We start from the raw sequence: 18,582 nt of genomic DNA, 5'->3' as shown, positions 1-18,582 counted from the left end.
ATCAGTCCTCTCCCGGTGACGGGGCGTCCTCGGCGGGGCGGGCCGGGCCCTCCCCCGCTCCGGGTCCGGCGGCGGGCTCGGTGGTGGGCGGCGTGGCGGGCGCGGTGGCGATGGCGGCCATCACGCCCTGCTCGGTGACCTGGTCGCCGGTCAGCTCGCCCGCGACCGCGCCGTCGCGCAGCACGACCACGCGGTCGGAGCCCTCGACCAGCTCCTCCAGGTCGGAGGAGATCAGCAGCACGCCGAGGCCCTCCTGCGCCAGCTCGTCGATCAGCGTCTGTACCTCGGCCTTCGCGCCGACGTCGATGCCGCGCGTCGGCTCGTCCAGCAGCAGCACCTTGGGGCCGGTCGCGAGCCAGCGGGCCAGCAGCACCTTCTGCTGGTTGCCGCCCGACAGCTCGCCGACCCGCTGCTGCACCGAGGACGCCTTGATGCGCAGCCGCGTCATGAACGTCTCGACGATCCGGTCGATGCGGGCCTCGGAGACGAGCCCGGCCCGCGACAGGGCGGGCAGGGCCGCGAGCGCGATGTTGTCGCGGATCGACAACGTCGGGACGATGCCCTCGGCCTTGCGGTCCTCGGGCAGCAGCGCCACCCCGGCCCGGGTCGAGCGGGCGGTGGTGGGGCGGCGCAGCTCGGTCCCGGCGATGACGACGGTGCCGCCGTCGGTGGGCAGCGCCCCGGCGATGGCCTTGGCGGTCTCGCTGCGGCCCGAGCCGAGCAGGCCGCCGAGGCCGACGACCTCGCCGGGCCGCACGGTCACCGACACGCCGTGGAGCTGGTGGCGGCGGGTCAGGCCGCGCGCCTCCAGCACCGGCGCGTCGTCGGCGCGTTCGTGGTCGCCGGAGAACTTGGTGAGGCCGTGCGCGCGGACCTCCGCCGCGTCCCGGCCGAGCATGAGGGAGACCAGCCGCAGCCGGTCCAGGTCGGCGAGCGCGCCGGTGTGCACGAGCCTGCCGTCGCGCAGGACGGTCACGCGGTCGCAGACGCGGAACAGCTCGTCCATGCGGTGGCTGACGTAGACGACCGCGATGCCCTGCGCGCGCAGCCGGTCGATCACGCCGAACAGCGTCTCGACCTCGCGGGGCTCCAGCGAGCTGGTGGGTTCGTCCATGACGACGACGCGGGCGTCCACCGACACCGCGCGGGCCAGCGCCACCATCTGCTGGGTGCCGACGCCGAACGAGCGCAGCGGGCGGCGCACGTCGACGCGCACGCCGTAGGGTTCGAGCAGCTCGGCGGCGCGGCGGTGCAGCGCGCGCATGTCGAGCAGGCCGAGCCTGGTGCGCGGCTCCCGCCCGAGGAGCAGGTTGCGGGCCACGCTCATCAGGGGGACGAGCCCGATCTCCTGGTGGATGGCCTGGACGCCCGCGTTCTGGGCGTCCATGGGGCCGGAGAAGGCGGCCGGTTCGCCGCACACGCGCAGGCTGCCCGCGTCGGGCCGGTAGACGCCGGTGAGCACCTTCAGCAGGGTCGACTTGCCCGCGCCGTTCTCCCCCACCAGGGCGTGCGCCTCGCCGGGGCGCAGGTCGAAGGAGACGTCGTCGAGCGCGAGGACGCCGGGGAACCGCTTCACGATGCCGGTGGCCTCGATGAGCGGCTCGTCCGGGACGGCGGGATCGGATGGGGACACGGCCACTCCAGGCGGGGGACTCCGCATCGGCGGGCGGCCCGGGAGGTGGGGGCCGCCCGCCGGTGCGGAGAGGTGACGGGGTCGGGGGCCGGACGTGGGTCCGGCCGGGCGGGGTCTAGTACGCGCCCGCCAGCGACTCCTTGGCGTTGGCGGAGTCGTACTCGCGGTCGCTGATGATGACCTTCTCCGGGATGCCCTCGCCGTCGAGGAACTTCTGCAACGTCTGGAAGGCCAGCGGGCCGAAGCGCGGGTTCGACTCGATCACCGCGTGGATCCAGCCGTCCACGATGCCCTGCACGGCGGCGCGGGTGCCGTCCACCGACACGATCTTGACGTCGCCCGCCTTCTTGCCCGCGCCCTTCAGCGCGGTCACCGCGCCGAGGGCCATCTCGTCGTTCTCGGCGTAGATGGCGTCGATGTCGGGGTGGCTCTGCACGAGCTGCTCGGTGACCTGCTGGCCCTTCTCGCGGGCGAACTCGCCGGTCTGCTCGAAGGTGACCTGGATGCCGGGGGCCTTGGCCTGGATCTGCTGCTTGAAGCCCTGGGTGCGCTCGGTGGTGACGTTGTTGCCGGCCGCGCCGAGCAGGATCGCGACCTTGCCCTTGCCGTCCAGCGCCTTGATCATCTGGTCGGCGGCGCGCTTGCCCTGCTCCACGAAGTCCGAGCCGATGAAGGTCAGGTAGTCCTGGCACGGGGTGCCGTTGATCTTGCGGTCCACGGTGACGATCGGGATCTTCTTGGCCGCGGCCTGGCGCAGCACCGGCTCCCAGCCGTCGGAGTTCAGCGGCGCGATCACCAGCGCCTTCGCGCCCTGCGCGATGAGCTGCTGCACGTCGCTGATCTGCTTGCTGAACTGGGACTGGGCGTTGGTGGCGCGCAGCTTGGAGATGCCGATCTTGCCCGCCTCGGCCTTGATCGAGCCGGTCTCGGCGATGCGGAACGGGTTGGCCTCCTTCTCCGACTGCGAGAAGCCGACCACCGCGCTCTTGAGGTCGAACTTCTCGCCCCCGAACTTGTCGAGCGAGCAGGTCGGGCCCGCCGCGGCGGTGGACTGCACGGCCTGCTGCCCCTGGCCGCCCTGATCCTTGCCGGCGTCGCCGCCGTCCTCGGACTTGGCACAGCCGGACACGGCGAGCAGCGCGACGGACGAGGCGGCCAGCACGGCCCTCAGGCGAGCGCCGCGACGCGGGGGCTTGACCATGGTCGGGTCCTTTCACGAACCGGGGTGGGTGCCCGCAATTCAGCCATCGGCGCTCGCTTTCTGTCAATATCGATCAGATAACGACAGAACCGATGGCCTCAGCCGGTCGGGCGGTCACGACGCGCACGCCCCGGTCCGCCAGCGCGGCCACCTCCGGGCAGCCGTCGGGGACGTCGGTCACCAGCGCCGCCATCGCCTCGGGTGGCACCGTCGGGTGGACGGCCTCCACGCCGACCTTCGTGGCGTCGGCGAGCACGACGACCTCGGTGGCCACCGCCGCCAGCGCCCGGTCGACCACCGCGACGTCCATGTTCGGCGTGGACAGCCCGCGTTCGGCGGTCAGCCCGTTGCCCGACAGGAACGCGGCGCGCACCCGCAGGCCCGCCAGCGACTGCTCGGCGGCGGCGCCGACCAGCGCGAGGATCGATCCGCGCAGCACGCCCCCGGTCATCACCACCTCCACGCCGGAGGCGGCGGCGAGCGTCTGCGCGACCGGGAGCGAGTTGGTCACGACGGTCAGCCGCCGCCGCACGACCAGGTGCGCGGCCAGCCGCTCGGTGGTGGTGCCGGGGCCGAGGACGATCGCGTCGCCGTCCTCCACCAGGCGGGCCGCCGCAGCCGCGATGGCGTCCTTGGCTTCGGCCGCCACCTGCGTCTTCTGCTGGTAGGAGGCTTCGCGGGCCAGGGTGGCGGGCAGGCGGACGCCGCCGCGCGTCCGCTCCAGCAGCCCTTCGGCCGCGAGCAGGCGCACGTCCCGCCGGAGAGTCGCTTCCGAGCCGCCGACCGTCGCGGCCAGCTCGCGCAGCGCCACCCACCCCTTCCCGCGTACGGCCTCCAGGATGTGCCGCCTGCGCGCGGCGGGGAAACCCGCACCGGCCATGGGAGCCTCCGGTTCGCTAGTGACAGATCTTGAGCGATTCTGTCAGAATCCTGCCGCGCAGCTTCGGGCCCCCTGCGGCCCGGGGCACCACCCCCGAGGAGTCCCGTGTCCATCACCGACCGCTTCGCCACCCTGTACGGGCGCTCGCCGGACACCGCCTGGCGGGCTCCGGGCCGGGTGAACCTGATCGGCGAGCACACCGACTACAACGACGGCCTGGTCCTCCCCTTCGCGACGGGCATGGGCGTCACGGTGGCGGCCGCCCGGCGCGACGACGGCGTGCTGGAACTGGCGTCGCGGCAGGCCGGGGCCGGTGTCGTGTCCGCGCGCACGGCCGATCTCGCGCCCGGGTCGGTCACCGGCTGGGCGGCCTATCCGGCGGGCGTGGCCTGGGCGCTGCGCGAGCACGGCGTGGGCGGGGCCAGCGTGCTGGTGGACGCCGACCTGCCGCAGGGCGCCGGGCTCTCGTCGTCGGCGGCGCTGGAATGCGCCACCGCGCTCGCGCTGTGCGAGCTGCACGGCGTCACGATCGACCGCCGGGACCTGGCGGGGATCTGCCAGGCGGCCGAGAACCGGTTCGTGGGCGTGCCGTGCGGGATCATGGACCAGTCGGCGTCCCTGCTCTGCACGGCGGGGCACGCGCTGCTGCTGGACTGCCGCACCGGCGGGTCCGAGCACGTCCCGCTGCCGCTCGGCGGCCTGGCCGCGCTGGTCGTGGACACCCGCGCCCCGCACGCGCTGACCGGCGCGGACTACGGCGACCGCCGGGCCGAGTGCGAGCGCGCGGCCGCGCTGCTGGGTGTGCCCGCGCTCCGCGACGTCGATGATCTCGACGGGGCGCTGCGGGCCCTGCCGGACGCCATGTTGCGGCGGCGCGTCCGGCACGTCGTCACCGAGAACGGCCGCGTGGAGCGGGCCGTGGAGCTGCTGCGGGCGACGGCGCGGCCGGGCAAGGAGCTGGGGGCCGTCCTCACCGGGTCACACACCTCTCTGCGCGACGACTACGAGGTCTCCTGGCCGCAGGCGGATGTCGCCGTGACCGCCGCGCTCCAGGCGGGCGCGCACGGCGGCCGGATGGTGGGCGGCGGCTTCGGCGGCTCGGTCCTGCTGCTCGCGGACACCGGAAGGACCGCCGAGGTGATCACGGCGGTGACGAAGTCCTTCGCCGAGCGCGGATGGCAGGCTCCCCACGTGCACACCGCCGTCCCGTCCGCCGGGGCGTCCCGGCTGCTCTGAGCCGGTGTCAGTCGGCGGGCGCGACGCGGACGTCCACGCCCATGGTCTGGAAGGGGGCCAGCTGTTGCGGCGGGGTGTGGGAGTCGGTGATCAGGTGGGTGATCTGGTCGGCGGGCACGGTCTGGCACATGGTGTCCACGCCGACCTTGGTGTGGTCCACCAGCGCGACCACCTCGCGGGCGGCGCGGGCGAGGGCCCGGTCGACCCCGGCCACCAGCATGTTGGGCGTGGACAGGCCCCGCTCGGCGCTCAGCCCGTTGCCGGAGATGAACGCCCGCCGCACCCGCAGGCCCGCGAGCGTCTGCTCGGCGGCCCCGCCCACCAGCGCGTGGATCGACCCGCGCAACGACCCGCCGGTCATCACCACCTCCACGCCCCGCGCCTGCGCGAGCATCTGCGCCACCAGCAGCGAGTTGGTCACGACCGTCAGCGAGCCGCAGCCCAGCAGCTCCCGCGCCAGCGCCCGCGTGGTGGTGCCCGCGCCGATCACGATGGCGTCGCCCTCGTCCACCAGCTCCGCCGCCAGCCGCGCGATCGCCGCCTTCTCGGCCGAGGCGACCTTGGCCTTGTCGCGGTAGGACGGCTCCCACGACAACCCGCCGGGTGCCATGGCCCCGCCGTGCCGCCGGTCCAGCAGGCCCTCGGCCTCCAGCGCCCGGATGTCGCGCCGGACCGTGGCCTCCGACGCCTGCAACACCGCCGACAACTCGCGCAGCGACACCGCGCCGTTGGCCCGCACCAGCTCCAGCAACCGCTGGCGGCGCTCAGCCGCGAACCCAGGACGACCCGCCATACCAACCCACCCCAGCGCCGTGACCCCCGAACCCCGCCGATGATGCCAGACCCGGCGGCCGTGGAGATCAATAACGGCGACGAGCGTGCCGGTGTCCGGATCGGTCCGCTTGTTGACCTGGCGAAGCCTTCTGCCGGGGCCGCCGCCGTCAGCAGGCTGGACGCATGAGCACAGCGCTGATCGTCATCGACGTCCAGGAGTCCTTCAAGATGTTGCCCGACTGGGAGCACGTGTCCCAGCCGAATATCGTTTGGCAGGTCAATCGGCTGGTCGAGTCGGCACGGGAACGGGGGCAGCAGGTGATCTGGATCCTCGGCTCGCGTCCCGGCGCGGGCACGGTGTTCGACCCGGCGCGCGGGTACGTCCGGCTGATGGAGGGGCTGCACCCGCGCCAGGACGAGCCGATCCTGACCAAGACCGCGCACAACGCCTTCACCACCACCAACCTCCACCAGCGCCTCACCGCCAAGGGCGTCCGCAAGCTGACCATCTGCGGCATCCGGACGGAGCAGTGCTGCGAGACCACCACCCGGCTCGCCTCCGACCTGGGCTTCGAGGTCGACTTCGCCATCGACGCCACCGCGACCAGCCCCATCCCCCGCCCCGACGCGCCGGAGGACCTCTCCTACGCCGAACTCCTGGACGACCCGGACACGCTCAGCTCGGAGGACATCATCACCCGCACCCATTACGCCCTGGCCGGACGGTTCGCCTCGATCAGGACCGTCGACGAGCTGACCGGCGTCTAGGAGCCCCATGACGCGCGTGGCCTTCCTGCTCGTCCCCCGGGTGCACCTGCTCGAACTGGCGGGCCCGGCCCAGGTCTTCACCGCCGCCGACGACCTGGGGTACCCGCACGCCCTCCACTACGTGTCCGAGGAGCGGCAGGTGGCCACCGTGCAGGGGTTGCCCGTCAGCGCGGAGCTCACCTGGCCCGAGCTGGACGCCGACGACCTGATCGTCGTGCCCGGCTGGCGCGGCCCCGCCCGGATCCCGGGCGACGGCACCCTCCGCCGCCTGCGCGACCACCACGCGGGCGGCGGGACGGTCGTCGGCGTGTGCGCGGGCGCGGACGCGCTGGGCCGGGCCGGGCTGCTCGACGGGCGGCGCTGCACCACCCTGCACACCGTCCAGGACGAGCTGGCGCGGCTGTATCCCGAGGCCCGCGTGCAGCGCGACGTCCTCTACGTCGAGGACGACCGGGTCGTCACCTCGGCCGGGGTCGCCAGCGGCCTCGACGTGGCCCTGCACCTGGTCAACAAGCGGCACGGCCCCTACGCGGCGGGCCAGGTGGCGCGCGCCATGGTCGTCCACGCCCGGCGCAGCGGCTCCGAGGACCAGGTCAGCGTGCTGCTGCGGCGCAGGTCCCACACCGACGAGACGGTGCACCGCCTCCAGGACCTGATCGAGTCGCGCTTCACCGAGCCGCTGCCGCTCCGCGCGCTCGCCGCCACGGCGCAGTGCAGCGAGCGGACCGTGACGCGGCTGTTCCGGCAGGCGACCGGCCTCACGCCGCTGGGCTACCAGACGGCGCTGCGCATGGAGCAGGCCGCGCACCTCCTCGACCAGGGCGCGACGATGGAGGCCGCCGCACACGAGGTGGGCTTCCAGGACGCCCGGACGCTCCGCCGCCTGCGCGCCCGCGCCCGCGACCGCGCGGACTGAGCGCGGCGCGATCAGCCCTCGGCGAGCTTGGCCAGGTGGCCCAGCGAGTCGCTGAGATGCTCGGGGCCGAACGGCGGGAACCGGATCTCCTCCCGGACGGGCGGCGGCACCGCCGACCAGTCGTAGGTGAGCGTGACCTCGGTCCGGGACAGCCCGAGCGGCACGAGGTCGTAGCGCCAGGTCCAGCCGCCGAACCGCAGCTCACCGTCCGCCGTCTCGTCCCCGGGCGACCAACCGATGGCGCGCGGCGGGTCGAGCACCTGGACCCTGTTGGCCACCCGGTAGTCACCGTCGGGATGGTCGGCGTGGTACATGTCCATCCGGAAGATCTGCCCCACCTCGGTCAGCGGCGCGGGATCGACGGGCTCGCGGACCCAGCCCGTGCCGTCGATCGAGGCATGGGCCGTCGGGTCCGCCAGCACGGCGAACACCCGCGCGGCGGGCGCGGCGACGGTCAGGGTGGCGGTCAGGGTGGCGGTCATGGTCTCGTCCACGGCGGGCACGCTCCTCGGCACCTCGTCTCGTCCCTCCCGCAGGCGCGGAAGGACCCTTCAAGATGCAGACGAAGCGGGACACCGGAACTCATCGGCCGCGCATGGAGAGAAGTTTCCCGGCCGCCGTGAAATCAGGACCGCCGCCGACATCTATCAAGTGACGGCGCGGCCGTGCTGATGGGAGACAGCGGTTGAACGACGACGATGAGGCGTTCGCCCGGATGTTCCGGGAGCATTACCAGGCGGTGCTGCGCTACGCGTGGCGTCGTGCGGGCCCCGCCGAGGCGGCCGACGTGGCCGCCGAGACGTTTCGGATCGCCTGGGAGAGACGGGACCGGCTCCCCTCCGATGATCCGCTGCCGTGGTTGTACGCCACGGCGCGCAACGTCGTGTCGAACCTGGTCCGCAAGGACCGGCGCCGCGACGGCCTGCGCGACGTGCTCGCCGACGAGCTGGCCCGGCACGGCGGCCAGGACGACCATGCCGCCGCCGTCGCGGCCCGGCAGGCGGCGATCGAGGCGCTGAACGCGCTGGGCGAGCGAGACCGGGAGCTGGTGCTCCTGGTGTGCTGGGAGGGCCTGGACCTGCGGCAGGCCGCCGAGGCGGCGGGATGCTCGCACGCGGCGGCCGCGATGCGGCTGCACCGGGCGCGCAAACGACTCCGGCACGCGCTGGCCGACGACCTCCACGCCGCCTCCACCGCCTTCCAGGAAGGTCTTGCATGAGCAACGACGTCGAACATCTGCGCACCCTGCTGGCCGACCACGACCCGGCCCGCGACGTGCGCGCCGACGACGCGCAGGTGGAACAGGCGCTGCGGGCCGTCACCGCCGCCCCGGATCCGCGCGGGCGCGCCGTCCGGACGACCTGGCGACGCCGCCTGCTGGTCGGCGTCCCCGTCACCATCGTGGCGACGGCCGCCGTCACGGGCCTCACCCTGGTGCGGCCGGACGGCGACGGCCCCGCCAGGGTCGGCACGGCCCAGGCGCTGGCCTTCACTGAACGCGGCGACCATCTGGAGGTCCGTGTCCTGGACCCCGACGCCGACCCGCAGACCTACCGGAAGCAGTTCGCCGCGCACCGCCTGAACGTCGAGCTGAGGGTGGCGCCGGTCTCGCCGAGCCTGGTCGGCAAGATGCTCGCCTACGACGAGAGGACCACGGCCCGGCCGCGCGTCACCCCGCTGGAAGGCGACCGCACCTGCGGCGAGATCAGCTGCTATCCCGGCGTGCGCATCCCGAGCGGCCTGCGCAATCGCGTCGACCTGCTGTTCGGCCGGGCCGCCAAGCCCGGCGAACGGTACGAGATCGGCGGTGACGCGGCCGCCGCCGGTGAACCACTCGCCGGGGTGGCGCTGAAGGGCAGGAAGGTCGGCGAGGTGCGGCGGCTGGCCGGGCAGCGCGGCGTCACGATCGTGAAGTACCGCCGGACGCCGTCCGACTGCGGTACGGGCGACAGGTGCGACCCCCAGCCTCAGGAACGGCCTCTGGAATCCGGCCAGGTGCCCGACTCCTGGTACGTGCACGGCGCGCTGACCGGCAGGAGCCGGACCGAGGTGTCCCTCGACGTCGCCTCCAGGCGCACTCCCGACGAGTAAGGACTCTTAGGAGGCGAGGGCGTCGCCCTTGGCGTCCGGTGTTCTGGGTGGGCGGTTCGAGCGGAGCCTGCGCAGGGTCCGGCGGGCGGCGTGTTCGCCCGACAGCAGGGCTCCGTAGGTGCTGGAGGGGCCGAAGTAGTCGCCCGCGAGCTGGACGGTGGGGTCGGCGTGCTCCAGGTGGGCGTTCAGCTCGCGCAGGGCGGCGTAGCCGCCCGGGGGACGGACGACCAGCGCGGGGTCGCGGCGGTTGACGTGGCTGGTGAGAACGGTGCCGTCGATGCCGGGGAAGATGCGGGCAACGGCGGTCAGGGTGCGCTCGGTGACGGCGTCGTCGTCCAGGTCCCACCAGCGGTGCGCGCTGTCCTTGCGGAGGTGGGCGGTGATCAGGCCGCGGCCGGGGGCGACGCGTCCGGCGATCTTGTTGTGGTGGAGTTCCAGCCCGGCCAGGTCGGGGTTGGTGCCGCGGGCCGTGAACAGGATGGGCGCGGTCTGGGGCGGCGGGTGCCGGAGGCCGAAGGAGACCACCAGGCCCCGGGAGTACGGGATGGCCGACAGGAGCCGCGCGACGGGCCGGGACAGGCCGGGGACCAGTCCGGGGACGTGCGGGGCGGGCACCGCGACGATCGCGGCGGCGGCATGGCGGGTGTGCTCGGTGCCGTCGGCGTCGGTCCAGGTGACGCTGACGCCGTCGCCGTCGTGCCGGACGGCGCTGACGGCGGCCCCCAGCCGCACGGGCAGCCGGTCGGCCAGGGTGCGGGTGAGCAGCCCGACGCCGTGCGGGCTGTTGAAGTGCGGGACCAGGAGCTTGGCGGCGTAGAAGAACATGTCGGCGGCGGCCAGCTCGTCGGGCGAGCCGAGGACGATGCCGCCGCCGAACAGGGGCTCGCAGACCTGCTCCAGCAGCTCCGGGGTGAGGTGGCGGCGCGCGTACTCGGTGACGCTGGAGCGGTCGAGGACGGTGTTGCGGTCCATGGTCCGCCAGTCCAGGCGGTGCCGCTGCGCGATCAGGGTGGGCACGAGCCGGGCCAGGGCCAGCTTGGAGCGCGGGCCGAGCAGGCCGCTGCGCAGCAGGTCGTCGGGGCGGTGGGCGCGCAGGTGGTGGACGCGGCCGTCGCGCAGGAAGGCGCAGGTCGTGTTGGCGGGGCCGAACTGCTGCTGGAGGCCCAGCTCGGTGATCAGGTCGAGCATGCGGGTGTAGTTGGTGCCCAGGATGCTCGCGCCGAGTTCGATGCGGAACCCGTCGTGGTCGAGGGTGGCCATGCGGCCGCCGGGCCAGCGCTCCTTCTCCAGGACCTCCACGGATACACCGGCCTGGCTCAGCCGCCAGGCGGCCGTCAGCCCGGCGATGCCCGCGCCCACCACCAGCACGGCGGGCGAGGAGTCCGGCGGCTCAGTCGTCGGGACGGGACGGGGGCGGGGTATCTGCGGCATGGCGGGGGCTCCCGGAGCGGGTGTCGTGGCGGCGGTAGGCGGTGATGGCGGCGGCGCAGCCGTCGACCCATCCGGCGATGGCGGCCAGCAGGTGCGGGTCGCACCAGGTCGCGGCGGTGCGCAAGCGGTCGTGGAGGGCGTCGAAGCGGTGCTTGTGGGCCGCCAGCAGGACCACGGCGGCGCGGTGCGCGGCCGGGACGGGCAGGCCGTAGTGGTGGGCCAGCACGGTGACGAGGTTGACCGGATCGTGGTGGCGCTGGTCGTGGTCCCAGCCGATCAGGTCGTTGACCAGGCCGCCGATGAGATGGGCGAGGTCGGCCAGCTCCAGCAGGTGCGGGGGCAGGCCGCCGAGGTTCCTGGGGAAGTCCAGGCGGTGCAGGTGCAGGGCGTGGCCGCCGGAGGTGGCGATCCGGTCGTGCAGGTAGTCGGTCAGCGGCGGGACCTGCCCGTCGGCGCGCCAGGGGGCCTCGCGCGCGCAGGCCGCCAGGTAGGCGGCCAGGTGGTCGGACAGCTCGGGCAGCAACCATGCGCCGCCGCAGCCGATGATCTGCTCGCGCAGGTCGGCCAGGGCGGTCAGCAGGGCGTCGTCCTCGGGGGCGGGGCCGCCGCGCAGGACGTTCTCGGGTGCCCGGCTGCGGTAGGTGCCCAGGAGGCGTGCGTTCTCGGCCACTTGGTCGTCGAAGACGAACACCCATGCCAGGTAGCGGGCGGTCAGCGTCGCGATGGGCAGGGACGCCTCGGACATGCAGGACCCGACGATGTGTCCGACGCCGCGACGGGCCAGGCCGCCGCCCGTGGTGCCGCTGGAGTCCAGGGCGTGCGCCGCGGCCCAGGCGTGGACGTCGGCCTCGATGTCGGCGGTGCGCGGGTGGCGGCGGGCGGGTGGGAACAGCGACGCCAGGTGGTCCAGCACGAACGCGTCGGAAGGCATCGTGGTCACCGCCCGAACCGGCGCTCGCGCCGGGCGTAGGTCTCCAACGCCTCGTCCATGTCCTGCTGCGAGAAGTCGGGCCACAGCCGGTCGGTGAAGTACAGCTCGGCCCGCGCGCTGTGCCACAGCAGGAAGCCCGACAGCCGGTACTCGCCGGAGGTCCGGATGATCAGGTCGCAGGGCGTCTCGCCACGTGCGGCCAGCGCGTCCTCCACGGCCTCGGGGGTGGGCGGCCGACCGCGCGCCAGCAGGTCGGCGACGGCGGACAGGATCTGGTGGCGGCCGTCGTAGCCGACCGCCAGGTTCACCGTCATGTCCTGCGCGTCCTGCGTCTGGTGCATCGCCTGGTCGAGGGCGGTGGACAGCGCGTGGCCGTTCAGCGGGGTCAGGTCGCCCAGCACTCTCAGCCGCCAGCGGCCTATGGCGGCGACGGCGTCGGCCAGCTCGCCGATCACGGCGAGCATGTCGTCCACCTCACCGGCGCGGGCCAGGTTGTCCAGCGACAGCGCCCAGACCGTGACCGCCCGCACCCCGGCCTGCTCGGCCCAGCTCAGCACCTGGGTCGTGCGGGCCGCGCCGCGCCGGTGCGCCTCGATGACCGGGACGCCGGCCTGCCGGGCCCAGCGGCGGTTGCCGTCGGGGATGATGCCGAGGTGCGCGGGGATCTGCGCGGCGCGGGGTCCGGCCGTCGCTGTCACGGGCGTCCTCCGGGGAGGGCCGGCGCGCCGTCGTAGCGGGGCGGGTTGATGACGGCGCGGGGTGCGTCGGGACGTGCGCGGTCCGGCGGCGGGAAGCGGCAGGCCAGGTGGGCCAGGGCTTGCAGGGCGAAGATGTCGGTCAGCAGCGGGACGTTGAACACCAGCGGTCGGGGCCCGATCGAGTCGGGCGCGGACGGCAGGGTGCCGTTGGGCTGCTGGAGGCTCAGCAGGTACTGCGCGGCGGCCGTCGCGGGCTGCGGGCCGTCCTGCGCGCACACGGTGATGAGGCCGTAGGCGGTGCTGAGCGGGTCGCTGGGGTCGCCTTCCTGCTGGCCCCAGCCGCCGTCGGCGTTCTGGGCGTCCAGGGCCAGCCGCACGGCCCGTTCCACCATGCGCCCCGCGCCGGGCACCCGGGGGAGGCCGGGACGGGTGGCCACCAGCACGACGCGGAACACCGTGTGCCAACGGCTGGCGCTCCAGTCGGGCGGGAACGAGCCGTCGGCCTGCTGCTGGCCGACCAGGAACCGCAGGCCCGTGCGGAGGGCTTCCACGTGGCGGTGGGGTTGCGGAGTCAGCGCGTCCAGGGCCGCCGCCGTCATGCTCGCCTCGGAGGGGGCGCCGGACACGTAGGTGGGGTAGCCGCCGTCGGTTCCGCGCACCCGGGCGAGCGTCTGCCAGCCCAGCTCGACCACCCGCGAGGGGGCCGTCACGCCGCAAGTCTGGAGGAACTGCAACGCCACGGCGGTGTCGTCGACGTCGGTGACGGCGGCGTGATCGGTGAACGACCAGCCGCCGTCGAGCAGCTGGCGTCGCGCCAGGTGCCCGCCCACGCGCCGCAACAACACCTGCGGGGCCCCGGCGGCGGCCAGCGCGACCCCGCCGGTGGCGGTGCACCAGGTGTCCACGTCGGTGACGAACGGCAGGCCGCCGTCGTGTCGCTGGTGCTCCAGCACGCGCGCGGTGCCGGTGGCGACGAGCTGCTCCAGGCCGCGGAACTCCTCCCAACCGGTGAGGCGGCGCAGGGCGTGCAGCACCCACAGGTGGATCAGGACGTTGCCCTCCCAGGTGCGCGGGCCGCGCTGGGTGGCCGTCAGGCGCGCGACGTCGCCCGGCTCGACCAGGTCCCGGCGGCCCGCCGCCACGGCCAGCACGACCTTGACGGCCGTCACCTGCACGGCGGCCCAGGGGTGCAGCCCTTTCAGCGCGAACGCGGCGCGTTCCGGCCGGTACTCCCCCACTGGCCGGGCGTCGCCGGTCAGAACGATCATCAGGGCTTGCAGGAACGTGCGCTTGCGCGCCTCGGTGAACGACGGTGCCCGCTCCAGCGTCCGTTGCAGCAGCGTTTTGGGCAGCTCGGCGTCGCCGCCGAGCACGGCGGCCACCATCACCTGCTCCAGGGCGTCGCCGCCGTTCCAGCGTCCGCGCAGGTAGTGCTCCAGGCGTTCCCGGGCCTGGCCGGTGTCGGCGTCGGCCCCGTCCAGCAGCTTCCATGCCAGCGCCGATTCCAGGACGCGGCTGCGGCACCGGTCGCGGATCGCGCCCTCCGGCCCCACCCGTGCCGTCAGACGCGCACGCAGGCGCGCCACCCCTTCATCCAGTCCCTCAGGCCGGTACGAACCCGGCCACTGCGCACGCGCGCCACCACCCGTGAGCCACATCGAAGCCCCCCTTCCAGCGAATGAACCTCCCGCCCCACCCCCCTTTTCCCTTACAAACAGTGGCCATTTGTGGACTGAAAGCTACTTCTCGGTGGCGTCATGGAGAGGCCGACCCCGGCTCCGGCGGCGTAACGGCATCAGCAACACCATCGAGACCACCGCGACGGCCACGACGACGATCAGCGACACCGACAAGCCCGCCATGAACGCGTCTTGGACGGCCGCCGCCAGCGACCCGCGAGAGCTTCCTCCCTGCGCGGCGGCTTGCAGTCCGGCGGCCGGGGAACGGCGGACGGCCTCGGCGACGGCGGGCGGGAGCGCGTCGAGATCGGCCGGGAGGGCGGCGCGGTAGCGGTCGGCGAACACCGAGCCCGTCAGCGCGATCCCGACGGCCGACCCCACCTCGCGGGTGGTGTCGTTCAGCGCCGACGCCACGCCCTGCTCCCCCGGTCCCAGAGCCGACACGATCGTGTCCGTGCTCGTCATGCCGCTCACGCCCGCACCAAGCCCGGCCACCAGCAGCCCGAACAGGAAGGGCGGATACCCCGACGACGCGTCCAGCGCGGCGATCTGCACCATCCCCGCGATCACCAGCGCGAGCCCGCCGCCGATCACCCAGCGCGTCCCGACGCGGGCGGCCAGCCAGGGGGCCAGCAACGACGCGGGCAACATCAGCGCACCGATCGGCAACAACGCCACCGCGCTCTTCAACGGGCTGTAGCCCAGCACCAGCTGGAGGTACTGCAAGCCCACGAACAGGAACCCGTACACGGTCATGAACAGCACCAGCACGGCCCCGACCCCGGCGCGGAACATCGGGACGCCGAACAGCCGGGGATCCAGCAACGGCCTGCCGCCGCGCAGCCCGAGGACGACGTAGGCGGTCCCGGCCGTCACCGTCACCAGCAGCGCCGCGACCGTCGCGGGCCGGGTCCAGCCTCGGTCGTTGCCCTCGATGATGGCGAACACCAGCGCGCCGATCGCCACCGCCGTGGTGAGCGCGCCCGTCCCGTCGAAGCGCTGGGGCCGCCGGTCGCGCGTCTCCGGCGCGAGCAGCAGCGCGGCGGGCGCCGCGACCGCCGCGACGACCGCGCTGGACACGAACACCGACCGCCACGACCACCACCACAACAACAACCCCGCGCCCAGCAGCCCCAGCACCGCCGCCGCCGACGCGACCCCGGCCCAGACCGCCACGCCCCGGGCCCGCCGCTCCTCGGGGAAGGCACCGGTGATCGTGGACAGCGTGCCCGGCATCATCATCGCCGCCCCGACCCCCATCACCACGCGGCAGGCGATCAGCGCGCCCGGCGTGCTCGTCGCGGCCCCGGCCAGGGACGCCGCACCGAACAGGACGGTGCCCGCCACCAGGACCCGGCGGCGGCCCAGCCGGTCCCCCACCGCGCCGAACGGGAGCACGAGCGCGGCCAGCGTCGCGGTGTAACCGTCGGCGATCCACGTCAGCTCGGTGTTGGACGCCGACAGGCCGACCGCCAGGGCGGGCAGCGACAGGTTCAGCGCCGACACCGACGCCACCACCAGGACCAGCACCAGGCACATCGCCGTCAGCAGCCCGCCCGCACCGGCCCGGCCCAGATCCGGCCGCCCGTCCCTGACCTCGGTCACGCCCACCCCCAGACCCCGCCACCGTAGGAGAGCGGGACCGGGATCACGTATGGCCCGAGCGCCACAGCCACCCCGCGCGGAAGCCAGGACGGCGCGGGCTACAGGGCGGTGAAGGCCAGGCCGCGCCTTTTCAGCGTCGGGACGACGGTGCGCAGCGCGGCGACGGTCTGGGAGCGGTCGCCGCCGCCGTCGTGGCACAGGATGATGTCCCCGGCCTTGCTCTGGAGCATGGAGCGGCGGATGGAGCGGGCGCCCGGCTTCTTCCAGTCGGACGGGTCGATGGACCAGTCCACCGGCAACATGCCGTGGTCGCCCATGATGGTGTAGGCGCGCTTGGACCAGCCGCCGCCGGGCGCGCGGAACAGCGCGGGCAGCACGCCGGTGATGTCGGCGATCTCCTTCTGCGCGTCGACGATCTCGGTGCGCAGCCGCTTGGGCGACAGGGAGTCGAACGGCAGCGGGTGGGTGCGGCTGTGGTTGCTCACCTGGTGGCCCGCGTCCGCTACCCGGCGGGCCAGCTTGGGGTATTCGCGCGCCATCTCCGAGATCATGAAGAACGACGCCTTGACCTGGTGCTCGGCGAGCAGGTCGAGGATCTGCGGGGTCCAGTCGGGGTCCGGGCCGTCGTCGATGGTGAGGGCGAGCGCGGTGACCGGCGGCGCGGGGGCGATCTCCGGCAGGTGGCGCAGCGGTTGCACCGTCGCGGTGAGCTTCTCGGGCGTCCACGGCGCGGGCCGGACGACGGGGACCGGCTTGGGCGTCGGGGTGGGGCTGGGACTGGCCGACGGCGTCGGGGGCGGGACCGGGGTCGGCCGCCGGGACTGGGCGACGGCGGACGGCGAGTGCCGCACGTCGTCCGCGCCGAGCGCGACCAGCCCGACCGCGCCCATGAGCCACAGTGCCTTACGGCGGGTCGGCCCGCTCGTCCCCACGTCCACCACGGGGGTTACGTTAGCGATCTTTCAGACGATTTACAGCTTTCCTGAAGGTAACGGTTCAAGATAGTCAAGAAGCCGCGAAAGTGGACAAGTGCGGCTCGGCCTGGCGGACCGCCTACGACCGGCCGCCTTCGTCCTCGCCCTCCACCTCCAGCGCTCCCCGCGCCAGACCGATGAACTCGACGTACGCCGCCCGGAAGTCCCGGTAGGCGGCGTCGTAGGCGTCCCGCGCCTCGGGCGCGTCGGTGCCGATGAGCTCCCTGAGCAGCGCCTGCACGCGCCGCGCCAGATCCCGCACGCGGTCGGCGGCGTCGGAGACCTCGGCGGGACCGTCGAGCCGGACCTCGTGCATCGCCTGGTTCATGTCCGCGATGGAGGGGCCGACGCGCTCGCACATCCGCGCCAGGAGCCGGTCCTTGTCCGCGCGGCCGTCCGCCGCCTCGACGTCCTCGATCTCCCACGTGATCGCGCTGAACGCGTGCACGCGGTCCATCATCGCCCGGTAGGCGGCCCGGCGCCGCTCGCGCTGCTCGCGGAGGGCCTGCGCCCGCTCGGTCGTCCGGGCCTGGGCGAGCGCCGCGCGCAGGGTCGCCCGCGAGGTGAGATAGCTGGCCCCGAGAGCGGTCAGCGCGGTGAGGACGCCGACCCACAGTCCGCTGTTCGCCATGATCGGGGATTCTGTCAGCCGGGCGGCCACCGAGATCGACAAAAGCCCCCAAGAGCCCACATCCGGTCACGCGCGAGCTTCCGGCGTCGGGGGCTAGACGAGGGCGGCCCGGGTGAGCGGGGCCGACGGGTCGGCGGACAGGTCGAAGCCCACGGGTGTGGCGCCGGAGGCGGCCAGCAGATCACCGACGGCGGCGATCATGGCGCCGTTGTCGGTGCACAGGCGGGGCGGCGGGACGCGCAGGGTGATGCCCGCGGCGGCGCAACGTTCGGCGGCCACCTCGCGGAGCCTGCGGTTGGCGGCCACGCCGCCGACGATGACCAGGGTCGTCACCGAGTGCTCCCGGCACGCGGCGACCGCCTTACGGGTGAGGACGTCGACGACGGCCTCCTGGAAGGAAGCGGCGATGTCGGGGACCGCCGCGACGCCTTCCCGGCCGACGTGGCGGGCCACCGCGCTCTTGAGCCCGGAGAAGGAGAAGTCCGAACTGCCCGGCATCGCGCGCGGGAAGGCGATCGCGGTGGGATCGCCGTCCCTGGCGGCCCGGTCGATCGCCGGGCCGCCCGGGTAGGGCAGGCCGAGAATCCGGGCGACCTTGTCGAACGCCTCCCCGGCGGCGTCGTCGCGCGTGTCGCCCAGATGGACGATCGGGTCACGCGCCAGGTCGCCCAGCAGCAACAACGAGGTGTGGCCGCCGGACACGATCAGCGCGACCGACCGTTCGGGAAGCGGGCCGTGTTCCAGGGTGTCGGCGGCCACGTGCCCGGCCGCGTGGTGCACCCCGTACAGCGGCAGGTCCCAGGACAGCGCGTACGCCTTGGCGGCCGCCACGCCGGTCTGCAACGCGGTGGCCAGGCCGGGCCCGGCGGTGACCGCGATCGCGTCGATGTCGCCGGGAGCCACCTGGGCCTCGGCGAAGGCGGCTTTCACGCACGGGGCCAGGTACTCCAGATGGGCGCGGGCGGCGATCTCGGGCACCACGCCGCCGAACCGGGCGTGCTCGTCCATCGACGAGGCCAGCGCCGCGCCCAGCAGCCGCCCGTCGGCGACGATCCCGACGCCGGTCTCGTCGCACGAGGTCTCGATCCCCAGCACCACCGCCACCGGCACACTCCCTATCGCAATAGAATCGCA

The 18,582-nt window shown here is 73.9% G+C and carries 18 protein-coding genes; 5 read left to right on the top strand and 13 right to left on the bottom strand.

From position 1 onward, the window contains the following. Nucleotide 1 precedes the first annotated feature (1 nt). The 3 genes from AH6_RS13725 to AH6_RS13715 all read right to left on the bottom strand — a co-directional run bounded on the left by AH6_RS13725 (nt 2) and on the right by AH6_RS13715 (nt 3,714). Nucleotides 2-1,633: a sugar ABC transporter ATP-binding protein gene (locus AH6_RS13725; protein WP_245679302.1), complete on the bottom strand. Its 1,632-nt coding sequence runs from the start codon at nt 1,631-1,633 to the stop codon at nt 2-4. A 115-nt stretch (nt 1,634-1,748) separates the two neighbouring features. Beyond that, a complete protein-coding gene (locus tag AH6_RS13720; protein WP_067479263.1) occupies nt 1,749-2,834 on the bottom strand; it encodes an ABC transporter substrate-binding protein in 1,086 nt (361 codons plus the stop codon). Nucleotides 2,835-2,907: 73 nt separating this feature from the next. Continuing rightward, the gene (locus AH6_RS13715) at nt 2,908-3,714 is read right to left on the bottom strand and encodes a DeoR/GlpR family DNA-binding transcription regulator (RefSeq protein WP_067479260.1); all 807 of its coding nucleotides are present in this window, start codon (nt 3,712-3,714) and stop codon (nt 2,908-2,910) included. Between the two features lie 105 nt (nt 3,715-3,819). On the opposite strand from AH6_RS13715, the gene galK reads away from it, so the two are divergent. Next, nucleotides 3,820-4,950: a galactokinase gene (galK, locus tag AH6_RS13710; RefSeq protein WP_067479258.1), complete on the top strand. Its 1,131-nt coding sequence runs from the start codon at nt 3,820-3,822 to the stop codon at nt 4,948-4,950. A 7-nt stretch (nt 4,951-4,957) separates the two neighbouring features. On the opposite strand, the gene AH6_RS13705 is transcribed toward galK, so the two are convergent. Beyond that, nucleotides 4,958-5,743: a DeoR/GlpR family DNA-binding transcription regulator gene (locus tag AH6_RS13705; protein ID WP_083982759.1), complete on the bottom strand. Its 786-nt coding sequence runs from the start codon at nt 5,741-5,743 to the stop codon at nt 4,958-4,960. 164 nt (nt 5,744-5,907) lie between these two features. On the opposite strand from AH6_RS13705, the gene AH6_RS13700 reads away from it, so the two are divergent. Both AH6_RS13700 and AH6_RS13695 read left to right on the top strand, forming a co-directional pair. Further along, nucleotides 5,908-6,492 (top strand): isochorismatase family protein, encoded by a 585-nt coding sequence (locus AH6_RS13700; RefSeq protein WP_067479256.1) that lies wholly within the window; start codon nt 5,908-5,910, stop codon nt 6,490-6,492. Between the two features lie 7 nt (nt 6,493-6,499). Further along, on the top strand, nt 6,500-7,408 hold the full coding sequence (locus tag AH6_RS13695) for a GlxA family transcriptional regulator (RefSeq protein ID WP_067479253.1): 909 nt from the start codon (nt 6,500-6,502) through the stop codon (nt 7,406-7,408). Nucleotides 7,409-7,419: 11 nt separating this feature from the next. Here the strand turns inward: AH6_RS13695 and AH6_RS13690 are convergent, their stop codons facing one another. After that, nucleotides 7,420-7,902: an SRPBCC family protein gene (locus AH6_RS13690; RefSeq protein WP_218005811.1), complete on the bottom strand. Its 483-nt coding sequence runs from the start codon at nt 7,900-7,902 to the stop codon at nt 7,420-7,422. A 191-nt stretch (nt 7,903-8,093) separates the two neighbouring features. On the opposite strand from AH6_RS13690, the gene AH6_RS13685 reads away from it, so the two are divergent. Together AH6_RS13685 and AH6_RS13680 are read left to right on the top strand one after the other, a co-directional pair. Continuing rightward, nucleotides 8,094-8,627, top strand: coding sequence for an RNA polymerase sigma factor (locus AH6_RS13685; RefSeq protein ID WP_067479251.1), 534 nt, complete (start codon nt 8,094-8,096; stop codon nt 8,625-8,627). Beyond that, complete coding sequence (locus AH6_RS13680; protein ID WP_067479249.1) at nt 8,624-9,499, top strand: hypothetical protein; 876 nt, start codon at nt 8,624-8,626, stop codon at nt 9,497-9,499. The genes AH6_RS13685 and AH6_RS13680 overlap by 4 nt, the downstream gene beginning before the upstream one ends. A gap of 6 nt (nt 9,500-9,505) precedes the next feature. Here the strand turns inward: AH6_RS13680 and AH6_RS13675 are convergent, their stop codons facing one another. The 8 genes from AH6_RS13675 to tsaD form a co-directional block, all read right to left on the bottom strand. After that, on the bottom strand, nt 9,506-10,930 hold the full coding sequence (locus AH6_RS13675) for a protoporphyrinogen/coproporphyrinogen oxidase (protein ID WP_083982757.1): 1,425 nt from the start codon (nt 10,928-10,930) through the stop codon (nt 9,506-9,508). Next, nucleotides 10,890-11,861 (bottom strand): terpene synthase family protein, encoded by a 972-nt coding sequence (locus tag AH6_RS13670; RefSeq protein ID WP_157431447.1) that lies wholly within the window; start codon nt 11,859-11,861, stop codon nt 10,890-10,892. Before AH6_RS13670 ends, AH6_RS13675 begins: the two co-directional genes overlap by 41 nt. Before the next feature lie 5 nt (nt 11,862-11,866). Continuing rightward, nucleotides 11,867-12,559: a polyprenyl diphosphate synthase gene (gene uppS / locus AH6_RS45305; RefSeq protein ID WP_067479243.1), complete on the bottom strand. Its 693-nt coding sequence runs from the start codon at nt 12,557-12,559 to the stop codon at nt 11,867-11,869. Then, a complete protein-coding gene (locus AH6_RS45300; protein ID WP_067479241.1) occupies nt 12,556-14,145 on the bottom strand; it encodes a prenyltransferase/squalene oxidase repeat-containing protein in 1,590 nt (529 codons plus the stop codon). The genes uppS and AH6_RS45300 overlap by 4 nt, the downstream gene beginning before the upstream one ends. Nucleotides 14,146-14,298: 153 nt before the next feature. Next, the gene (locus AH6_RS13655; RefSeq protein ID WP_218005810.1) at nt 14,299-15,843 is read right to left on the bottom strand and encodes an MFS transporter; all 1,545 of its coding nucleotides are present in this window, start codon (nt 15,841-15,843) and stop codon (nt 14,299-14,301) included. A 98-nt stretch (nt 15,844-15,941) separates the two neighbouring features. Further along, nucleotides 15,942-16,784: a polysaccharide deacetylase family protein gene (locus AH6_RS13650; RefSeq protein ID WP_245679301.1), complete on the bottom strand. Its 843-nt coding sequence runs from the start codon at nt 16,782-16,784 to the stop codon at nt 15,942-15,944. A gap of 112 nt (nt 16,785-16,896) precedes the next feature. Then, nucleotides 16,897-17,448: a hypothetical protein gene (locus tag AH6_RS13645; protein WP_067479572.1), complete on the bottom strand. Its 552-nt coding sequence runs from the start codon at nt 17,446-17,448 to the stop codon at nt 16,897-16,899. Between the two features lie 93 nt (nt 17,449-17,541). Then, on the bottom strand, nt 17,542-18,567 hold the full coding sequence (gene tsaD, locus AH6_RS13640) for a tRNA (adenosine(37)-N6)-threonylcarbamoyltransferase complex transferase subunit TsaD (protein WP_067479570.1): 1,026 nt from the start codon (nt 18,565-18,567) through the stop codon (nt 17,542-17,544). Nucleotides 18,568-18,582 lie beyond the last annotated feature (15 nt).

It is taken from the genome of Actinomadura hibisca NBRC 15177 (assembly GCF_001552635.1).
GTDB lineage: Bacteria > Actinomycetota > Actinomycetes > Streptosporangiales > Streptosporangiaceae > Spirillospora > Spirillospora hibisca.
The sequence above is the reverse complement of the archived record's forward strand: the minus strand, read 5'-3'. Positions and strand labels throughout refer to the sequence as shown.

Bases quoted from the DNA above. Each gene is read 5' to 3' on its own strand.
- AH6_RS13675 (WP_083982757.1), bottom strand. From the start codon at position 10,930: ATGCCGCAGATACCCCGCCCCCGTCCCGTCCCGACGACTGAGCCGCCG.
- AH6_RS13720 (WP_067479263.1), bottom strand. From the start codon at position 2,834: ATGGTCAAGCCCCCGCGTCGCGGCGCTCGCCTGAGGGCCGTGCTGGCC.
- AH6_RS13670 (WP_157431447.1), bottom strand. From the start codon at position 11,861: ATGCCTTCCGACGCGTTCGTGCTGGACCACCTGGCGTCGCTGTTCCCA.
- AH6_RS13705 (WP_083982759.1), bottom strand. From the start codon at position 5,743: ATGGCGGGTCGTCCTGGGTTCGCGGCTGAGCGCCGCCAGCGGTTGCTG.
- AH6_RS13715 (WP_067479260.1), bottom strand. From the start codon at position 3,714: ATGGCCGGTGCGGGTTTCCCCGCCGCGCGCAGGCGGCACATCCTGGAG.
- AH6_RS13680 (WP_067479249.1), top strand. From the start codon at position 8,624: ATGAGCAACGACGTCGAACATCTGCGCACCCTGCTGGCCGACCACGAC.
- AH6_RS13695 (WP_067479253.1), top strand. From the start codon at position 6,500: ATGACGCGCGTGGCCTTCCTGCTCGTCCCCCGGGTGCACCTGCTCGAA.
- AH6_RS13645 (WP_067479572.1), bottom strand. From the start codon at position 17,448: ATGGCGAACAGCGGACTGTGGGTCGGCGTCCTCACCGCGCTGACCGCT.
- AH6_RS13700 (WP_067479256.1), top strand. From the start codon at position 5,908: ATGAGCACAGCGCTGATCGTCATCGACGTCCAGGAGTCCTTCAAGATG.